The sequence below is a fragment of the Micromonospora sp. NPDC048169 genome, from assembly GCF_040652815.1.
GTDB lineage: Bacteria > Actinomycetota > Actinomycetes > Mycobacteriales > Micromonosporaceae > Micromonospora.
In genome coordinates this window covers 1-8,168 of record NZ_JBEZMS010000077.1, presented here as the reverse complement: position 1 = coordinate 8,168, position 8,168 = coordinate 1, and the positions used below count along the sequence as shown (strand labels likewise).

The following is an 8,168-nucleotide window of genomic DNA, read 5'->3' as shown; positions in this document are numbered from 1 at the left end:
ATCTGCGCTGGTTTGACTGTTTTTCAGTCGTGTGCTATTCCGATCTCGGGGGTGTCGGTCCGCGCGGCCCGGGCCGCGTCGGCCATCGCCGCGGCGCTCGGATAGCGGTCGGCCGGATCCTTGGCCAGCGCCCGGGACACCAGCTCCCGCACCGCCGGCGGGATCTCCGCCGGCAGCTCCGGCGGCTCGTCGTCGAGATGGCGTACGGCCACCTGGAGCGGGTTGTCGCCGGTGAACGGCGGGCTGCCGGTGAGGCAGCAGTAAGCGACGGCACCGAGCGCGTACACGTCGGTGGCACCCGAGACGGGCCGGCCGGCGGCCTGCTCCGGCGCCATGTAGAGGGCGGTGCCGGGCACCGCGTTCGTGCTGGTGATGCTCGTGACGTTGGTCGAGCGGGCCACCCCGAAGTCGACCAGGACCACAGTGCCGTCGTCCTGCACCAGCAGGTTGCTCGGCTTCACGTCGCGGTGGACGATGCCGCGCCCGTGCGCCGCGTGCAGCGCCTGCGCCACCTGGGCCACGATCGACATGGTCTCGGCCACCTCGAGGCACCCGGCGTCCTCGATCCGCCGGGACAGCGGCTCACCGGCGACGAACTCCATCACCAGGTAGTCGGCCCGCCCGCCGCTGGGCAGATCGTCCTCGCCGCAGTCGAAGACCTGGACCACGCCGGGATGGCGCAGTGAGGCCATGATCCGCGCCTCGGCGCGGAACCGGGCGATGAAGTCGGGGTCGGACACCAGGGCGGGAAGCAGCACCTTCACCGCGACCGGACGGCCGAGGACCAGGTCGGTGGCACGCCAGACGTCGCCCATGCCGCCGGTGGCGACACGGTCATCCAGGCGGTACCGACCGCTGAGTACGACGTCTGAGGACAGCACCCCCATACCGTACCCACAGCGGGCGCGAAGTATTTCCCGCGAGATCCGTGCCCGGCTCCGGCTGCCCGATCGGCCGGGTGTCCGACAGCCGGTACGCCGATCGGCTGATCGTGATCGACCCGGTACGATCGGCCAGAAAGTCACCCGCCCCCGCGTGGCGGGCTCTCCCGCGGCGGCGCGGACCGCAGCGGTGAGCGTCGCGGCCGCCCTCGGTGTTACCACGACACGCCGGAGTCGGCGCTAGACATTTCTCTCTGTTTTCCCGGCGGCCGACGCCTTGCCGAGGCGCCCCCGCGGGTTCCCGTGTCGGCCCGACTCCCGGCCGCAGCCGGCCGCCGGTACGGTATGTCCCGCCGACGCCCGCTGCCGCGGGCGGTGTTCCATGGCGCACCGCACGCTCGTGCGCGTGCCTGATCAGCTCACCGGGGGGGGCGAGTGCGGATGGCGGTGTGGCCACCGGCTGCCGTTGACGCCCGGCGCCGGGCCGTCAGCCGGGCCGGACGGCGCGCGTGACGGCCGAGCTGAACGAGGCGGTCGCCGCTGCCCAGGCGGGCGACGAGGAGGCGTTCCGATTCCTCTACCGCAGCCTGCAACCCGCCCTGCTGCGCTACCTGACCGCGCTCGTCGGGACCGACGCCGAGGACGTGGCCTCGGAGGCGTGGCTCCAGATCTCCCGCGACCTGCCGTCGTTCACCGGCGGCGAGTTCCGCGCCTGGGTGGTCACCATCGCCCGTAACCGCGCCATGGACCACCTGCGCCGGCAGCGGCGACGTCCCTCGGTGCCGGTGCCGGTGCAGGCGCTGAACGACCTGGCCGCCGACGTCGACACCGCCGACCGGGCCGGCGAGGCCATCGCCACCGAGAACGCGCTGGCGCTGATCCGTACGCTGCCGCCGGCGGAGGCCGAGGCGGTGATGCTGCGGGCCGTGATCGGCCTGGACGCGGAGACCGCCGGGCGGGTGCTGGGCCGGCGGGCCGGCGCGGTGCGCACCGCCGCGCACCGGGGCCTGCGCCGGCTGGCCGCGATGCTGGAGCGCTCGGCGGCGGCGCGGGCCGCGCCGGACGACGTCCGGGACGCCACCGCGCCGCGTCCCCGTACCGACCGCCAGGTGCCGCACGCGCCCGAGGCCGAGCCGGCGGAGGGCTGACGTGAGGGGAGACGGCATGCACGATCGCCGGTCCGGCGGGCCCGCCGACCGGGCGGAGTCCGACCGCCTGCTCGACGCCGCGCGCGCCGGCACGCCGCCGGCGGCCGACGCGGACCCGCTGACCCGGCTGCTGTCCGCCGCGGCCGGACCTGCGGAACCCGGCGAGGTCGCCGGGGAGGAGCAGGCGCTCGCCGCCTTCCGGGCGGCCCGGACGTCCGGGGCGTCACCGGCGGCCGGACCGGTTGTCGCGCCGCGTCCGCGCCGGCGCCTGCGGATCGCCGCCGCGCTGTCCGGGCTGGCCGCCACCGCCGTCGCCGGGGTGGCGTTCGCCGCGGTGCGCCTGGACCGCGAGCCCGAGCCGGTCCTCCCGCCCGCCACCACGGCCCGCCCCACCGGCGAGGGCCCGACCGGCGCCGGCCCCGCCGTCACCGGCCCCTCCCGGCCGGCGCCGAGCACACCGGCCGGCGACGCGTCCGACGCGACGTCACCGCCGGCTGCGACACCGAGCGTGACGCCGAGCGGCGCGACCCCGCCCTCCGCGTCCCCGACCCGCGGGAACAACAGCATGGCCGGGCACTGCCGCGCCTACCTGGCCAAGTCGGAGCGGCAGCGGGCGAAGGCGCTCACCGCACCGGGCTTCGCCGACCTGGTGACCGCGGCCGGCGGCCCCGAGCAGGTGGAGAGCTACTGCCGGAACCTGGTGGACGAGCCGGCGGAGGACCCGGACGACGAGGACGACTGAACGCCACCGCGCAATCAGATTCCGGACAATAATTCATCTCCCTGGGCAAGCGGATCTCATCTGCTAGACAGAGGATGGTGGGACGGCGTCCCGTGCCGTCCCGGCCGGGCCCGCCGCCACGACGTGGCCGCCCACCGCCGAGGAGGAGCCGTCCCATGGTGATGTCACCGGACCTGGACCGGGCAGTGGTCCTGGGGGGCGAGGAGGCGGCCCGGGGCCACCTCGCCCGGATCTGCTTCAAGACCGGGCCACCCGCACTCGTCGGCGTCGAACTGGAATGGACAGTGCACGACGCCGCGGACCCGGCCCGGCCGGTCGACCGCGAGCGACTACGCGAGGCGCTGGGGCGGCACAGCCCCGTGACCCTCGACCCCACCAGCCCGGCCGGCGAGCTCCGGCGCGGCGGCGCCGTGACCGTGGAGCCCGGCGGGCAGGTGGAGATCTCCGCGATGCCGCGCTCGTCGGTCGCCGCGCTCATCCTGGCTACCGAGGCCGACGTCGCCGAGCTGCGGGCCCGGCTGGACGCCGCCGGCCTGGTGCTCGGCCGCAGCGGGATGGACCCCTGGCGCCTGCCCCGGCCCGTCGTGGAGACCCCCCGCTACCGGGCCATGCGCCGGGCCTTCGACCGGCGCGGCCCGGCCGGACGGGCGATGATGTACAGCACCGCCGGCCTCCAGGTCTGCCTGGACGCGGGCGAGCCGCAGCACCTGGCGCAGCGCTGGGCCGCCGCGCACGCCGTCGGCCCGCCGCTGCTCGCCGCGTTCGCCACCGCCGACCGGCATGCCGGCCGCCGCACCGGCTGGGCGTCCGCCCGGATGGCCACCTGGCTGGCCATCGACCCGGCCCGGACCAGGCCGGTGTGGTCGCCGCGGCACGCCGACGAGGACCCGGTGGCGGCCTGGACCGGGTACGCGCTCGCCGCGCCGCTGCTGTGCGTACGCGGCGACGGCCCGGACTGGACCGCGCCGCCCGGTGTCACGTTCGCCGACTGGCTGGCCGGCGCGCTGCCCCGCCCGCCCACCACCGACGACCTGGAATACCACCTGAGCACGCTGTTCCCGCCGGTACGCCCGCGCGGCTACCTGGAGCTGCGCTACCTGGACACCCAGCCCGGCCCGGAGTGGACGGTGCCGCTGGCGGTGCTGGCGGCGCTCTTCGCCGACCCGGCCACCACCCGGGACGCGCTCGCCGTGGCCGGTCCGGTCGCCGACAGGTGGCAGGCGGCGGCCCGGTGCGGGCTGGCCGAGCGTCCCCTGGCGAGCGCCGCGGCGGCGCTGTTCGACCTGGCCCTGACGGCCCTGCCCCGGCTCGGCCTGCCGGACGGCATCCACGACGAGACCGATCGAGCGATCCGGCGGCGCCGCGCCGCCGCGGAGAGGGGACACCGGTGACCACCACCGAGCGACTACGCGACCGGATCGCCGCGGAGCTGGAGCGGACCCGGGCCCGTACCGCCCTGCTGACCGACGCGGTGGACGACGACGACCTGGTCCGGCAGCACTCCACGCTGATGTCGCCGCTGGTCTGGGACCTGGCGCACGTCGGCAACCAGGAGGAGCTGTGGCTGGTCCGCGACGTCGGCGGCCGTGACCCGGTGCGCCACGACATCGACGACCTCTACGACGCGTTCAAGCAGCCCCGCAAGGACCGGCCGGCGCTGCCGCTGCTGCCGCCCGCCGAGGCCCGCGCCTACGTGCGGACGGTCCGGGACAAGGTGTTCGACCTGCTCGACGGCATCCGCTTCACCGAGCGTCCCCTCGTCGCCGACGGGTTCGCGTTCGGCATGATCCTGCAGCACGAGCAGCAGCACGACGAGACCATGCTCGCCACCCACCAGCTGCGCGCCGGCGCCCCGGTGCTGGACGCGCCGCCCCCGCCGGAGCCCCGGGCCCGGGTCGGCGGGGAGGTACGGGTGCCGGCCGGTCCGTTCACCATGGGCACCTCCACCGACCCGTGGGCGCTGGACAACGAGCGCCCGGCGCACACCGTCGACCTGCCCGCGTACCTCATCGACGCCGCGCCGGTGACGAACGGCCAGTACCGGGCGTTCATCGCCGACGGCGGGTACGACGAGCCGCGCTGGTGGAGCGAGGCCGGCTGGCGGCACCGCGTCGAGGCGGGCCTGAGCGCGCCGATGCACTGGCGGCGCGACGGGGACGGCTGGGCGTACCGCCGGTTCGGCCGCTGGTCGGCGGTACGCGACGACGAGCCGGTGGTGCACGTCTGCTGGTACGAGGCACAGGCGTACGCGGCGTGGGCCGGCAAGCGGCTGCCCACGGAGGCGGAGTGGGAGAAGGCGGCCCGCTGGGATCCGGCGACCGGCCGGTCCCGCCGATACCCGTGGGGTGACGAGGACCCGACCGGCGAGCACGCCAACCTGGGCCAGCGGCACCTGTGGCCGGCGCCGGTGGGCGCGTACCCGGGCGGCGCCTCGCCGCTGGGCGTGCACCAGCTCGTCGGCGACGTGTGGGAGTGGACCTCCTCGCCGTTCCGGGGGCACCCGGGCTTCACCGCGTTCCCCTACCGGGAGTACTCGGAGGTCTTCTTCGGCGACGACCACCGGGTGCTGCGGGGCGGCTCGTTCGGCACCGACCGGGCCGCCTGCCGGGGCACGTTCCGCAACTGGGACTACCCGATCCGGCGGCAGATCTTCAGCGGGTTCCGCTGCGCCCGCGACGCCGGCCCGGAGGAGTGAGCCGGCCCGATGTGCCGTCACCTCGCGTACCTCGGTCCACCGGTGCTCCTGCGCAGCCTGCTGTCCGACCCGCCGTACGGGCTGCTGCGCCAGTCGTGGGCGCCGCGTGACATGCGCGGCGGCGGCACGATAAACGCCGACGGCTTCGGCGTCGCCTGGTACCCGGACGACGGCGACCCGGTCCGCTACCGGCGGGCGCAGCCGATGTGGAGCGACACCACGCTGCCGGAGCTGGCCGCCGTGACGCGGGTGCGGGCGGTGCTGGCCGCCGTCCGCTCCGCCACCGTCGGCATGCCGCTGCACGAGACCGCCGCCGCGCCCTTCGCCGAGGGGCGGTGGCTGTTCAGCCACAACGGCGTGGTGCGGGGCTGGCCGGACAGCCTGGTCCCGCTCGCCGCCGGCCTGCCCGTCCGCGACCTGATCACCCTGGACGTGCCGACCGACTCGGCGTTGCTGTGGGCGCTGGTCCGGCACCGGCTGCGCGCCGGAGCGCAGCCGGACGCGGCGGTGGCCGACACCGTCGCGGCGGTCACCGCCGCCGCTCCCGGCTCGCGGCTGAACCTGCTGCTCACCGACGGTACGACAGTGGTGGCGAGCACGGCCGGGCACGCGCTGTCGGTGCGCCGTGGCCCGGGCTCGGTGCTGCTGGCATCCGAACCGTTCGACGACGACCCGGCCTGGCGGGCCGTGCCGGACGGCCGGCTCGTGGTGGCGACCACGGGCGGGCTCGACGTGCGGGAGACGACCGCCGCCTGACGATCCGTACCCACCGCAAGAGAGGACACTCGATGAGCGCGGAGCCGCTGGAGATCCACCTGGAGCAGCAGGACCTCGACCGTGGTCTGCGGGAGGACGTACGGGTCGGGCTGGCCGCGACGCCGAAGTGGCTGCCGCCAAAGTGGTTCTACGACGCCCGGGGCAGCGAGCTGTTCGAGGAGATCACCCGCCTGCCGGAGTACTACCCGACCCGGGCCGAGCGGGCGGTGCTGGCCGCGCACGCCGACGACGTGGCCACCATGACCGGCGCGAAGACGCTGATCGAGCTGGGTTCGGGCTCGTCGGAGAAGACCCGGCTGCTGCTGGACGCGTTCACCCGCCACGGCGACCTGGGCACCTTCGTGCCGCTGGACGTGTCGGTGAGCGCGTTGCGGTCGTCCACCGAGCAGATCGCCGCCGCGTACCCGGGGCTGCGGGTCCGGGGGATGGTCGGCGACTTCACCCGCCACCTGGACCGGCTGCCCACCGGCGGCCGGCGCCTGGTGGCGTTCCTCGGCGGCACGATCGGCAACCTGCTGCCGGCGGAGCGGGCCGGGTTCCTCACCGCGATGCGCGCGGCGCTGGAGACCGGCGACTGGCTGCTGGTCGGCACCGACCTGGTCAAGGACCCGGGCGTGATCGTGCCCGCCTACGACGACGCGGCGGGCGTGACCGCCGAGTTCAACCGCAACGTGCTCCGGGTGATCAACCGCGAGCTGGGTGCGGACTTCGACGTCGACGCGTTCCGCCACGTGGCCGTCTGGGATCCCGAGCGGGAGTGGATCGAGATGCGGTTGCGCGCCGAGCACCCGACCCGGGTGCGGGTCCTGGACACCGACGTGGTGTTCGCCGCCGGTGAGGAGCTGCGGACCGAGGTGTCGGCGAAGTTCCGGCCGGAGGGGATCGCCGCCGAGCTGACCGCCGCCGGGTTCGACAGGCGGGCGTTCTGGACCGATCCGGACGGGTTGTTCGGGGTGAGCCTGGCCCGGGCCGACTGAGGCTCGGGGTGGCCGCGACCACACCCGGTGACCGGCCGGGCCGGTGATCGGCTAGGCTGGTCGGCGCGAAGGGGAGTAGCCCCCAATGTCGTGGTCGACACACTGGTGCGTTCCGCACCCGGCCACGCGGCCCCGGTCCCCGGGGCGGGCGAGACCTTCGACTCAGGCTGTCGCAGCCGGGTCGAGGGCGCCCCCGTTCCTCCTCCCGGCTTGATCGGGAAGGTTCACATGGAGGGTTTCCTCGTCGCGCTGGTGGTCAGCTTCGGCGTCATCTTCGTGGCCGAGCTGGGCGACAAGTCCCAGCTCATGGCGCTGACGTTCGCCACGCGGTTCAAGCCGGTGCCGGTGCTCATCGGCATCACGATCGCCACCGCCGTCGTCCACCTGGCCTCGGTGGCCATCGGGTACGGCCTGGGCGCCGCCCTGCCCACCGGGTGGATCTCGCTCATCGCCGGTGTGGCGTTCCTCGGCTTCGGCGCCTGGACGCTGCGCGGCGACAAGCTGACCGAGGAGGAGAAGCGCAAGGCCGAGCGCGGCGGCAAGTCCGCCGTCATCGCCGTCGGTGTGGCGTTCTTCCTGGCCGAGCTGGGCGACAAGACAATGCTCGCCACCATCACGCTGGCCACCAAGTACGGCTGGTTCGGCACCTGGCTCGGCTCGACACTCGGCATGGTCGCCGCGGACGCGCTGGCGATCCTGGTGGGCCGGATGCTCGGCCGGCACCTGCCGGAGCGGACCATCCGCTACGGCGCGGCGGTGCTGTTCGCCATCTGCGGCCTGTGGCTGATCTTCGAGGCGGTCGCCGAGCTGAACTGACCGCAGCGACGCCGGCCGCCGTTCCCGCTGCGGGAACGGCGGCCGGCGGCGGCCGGGCGGGGCCGGGGGGGTGGCGTGCCGGACGCCCGCACCCGCGGCGGCCCCGCGCTCGCGCCCACAGATGCGGCGGGA

7 protein-coding genes and 1 pseudogene are annotated in these 8,168 nt (G+C 75.3%); 7 read left to right on the top strand and 1 reads right to left on the bottom strand.

The window, feature by feature from the left end:
* Nucleotides 1-62: 62 nt before the first annotated feature.
* Nucleotides 63-881, bottom strand: a pseudogene (locus AB0D28_RS29810) (serine/threonine-protein kinase); the annotation flags it as partial.
* A 509-nt stretch (nucleotides 882-1,390) separates the two neighbouring features.
* Between AB0D28_RS29810 and AB0D28_RS29805 the strand changes: the two are divergent.
* From AB0D28_RS29805 to AB0D28_RS29775, 7 genes are all read left to right on the top strand, one after another.
* Nucleotides 1,391-2,029: an RNA polymerase sigma factor gene (locus tag AB0D28_RS29805; protein WP_357391238.1), complete on the top strand. Its 639-nt coding sequence runs from the start codon at nucleotides 1,391-1,393 to the stop codon at nucleotides 2,027-2,029.
* A gap of 16 nt (nucleotides 2,030-2,045) precedes the next feature.
* On the top strand, nucleotides 2,046-2,771 hold the full coding sequence (locus tag AB0D28_RS29800) for a hypothetical protein (protein WP_357391237.1): 726 nt from the start codon (nucleotides 2,046-2,048) through the stop codon (nucleotides 2,769-2,771).
* 155 nt (nucleotides 2,772-2,926) lie between these two features.
* A complete protein-coding gene (egtA, locus tag AB0D28_RS29795) occupies nucleotides 2,927-4,162 on the top strand; it encodes an ergothioneine biosynthesis glutamate--cysteine ligase EgtA (RefSeq protein WP_357391235.1) in 1,236 nt (411 codons plus the stop codon).
* Nucleotides 4,159-5,466 carry an ergothioneine biosynthesis protein EgtB gene (gene egtB / locus AB0D28_RS29790; protein ID WP_357391233.1) on the top strand — a complete coding sequence of 436 codons (1,308 nt, stop codon included), beginning with the start codon at nucleotides 4,159-4,161 and terminating at the stop codon, nucleotides 5,464-5,466. Before egtA ends, egtB begins: the two co-directional genes overlap by 4 nt.
* A 9-nt stretch (nucleotides 5,467-5,475) precedes the next feature.
* Complete coding sequence (gene egtC / locus AB0D28_RS29785; RefSeq protein WP_357391231.1) at nucleotides 5,476-6,222, top strand: ergothioneine biosynthesis protein EgtC; 747 nt, start codon at nucleotides 5,476-5,478, stop codon at nucleotides 6,220-6,222.
* A gap of 32 nt (nucleotides 6,223-6,254) precedes the next feature.
* On the top strand, nucleotides 6,255-7,220 hold the full coding sequence (gene egtD, locus AB0D28_RS29780) for an L-histidine N(alpha)-methyltransferase (protein WP_357391229.1): 966 nt from the start codon (nucleotides 6,255-6,257) through the stop codon (nucleotides 7,218-7,220).
* Nucleotides 7,221-7,448: 228 nt separating this feature from the next.
* Complete coding sequence (locus AB0D28_RS29775) at nucleotides 7,449-8,036, top strand: TMEM165/GDT1 family protein (RefSeq protein ID WP_357391227.1); 588 nt, start codon at nucleotides 7,449-7,451, stop codon at nucleotides 8,034-8,036.
* Nucleotides 8,037-8,168: the final 132 nt, after the last annotated feature.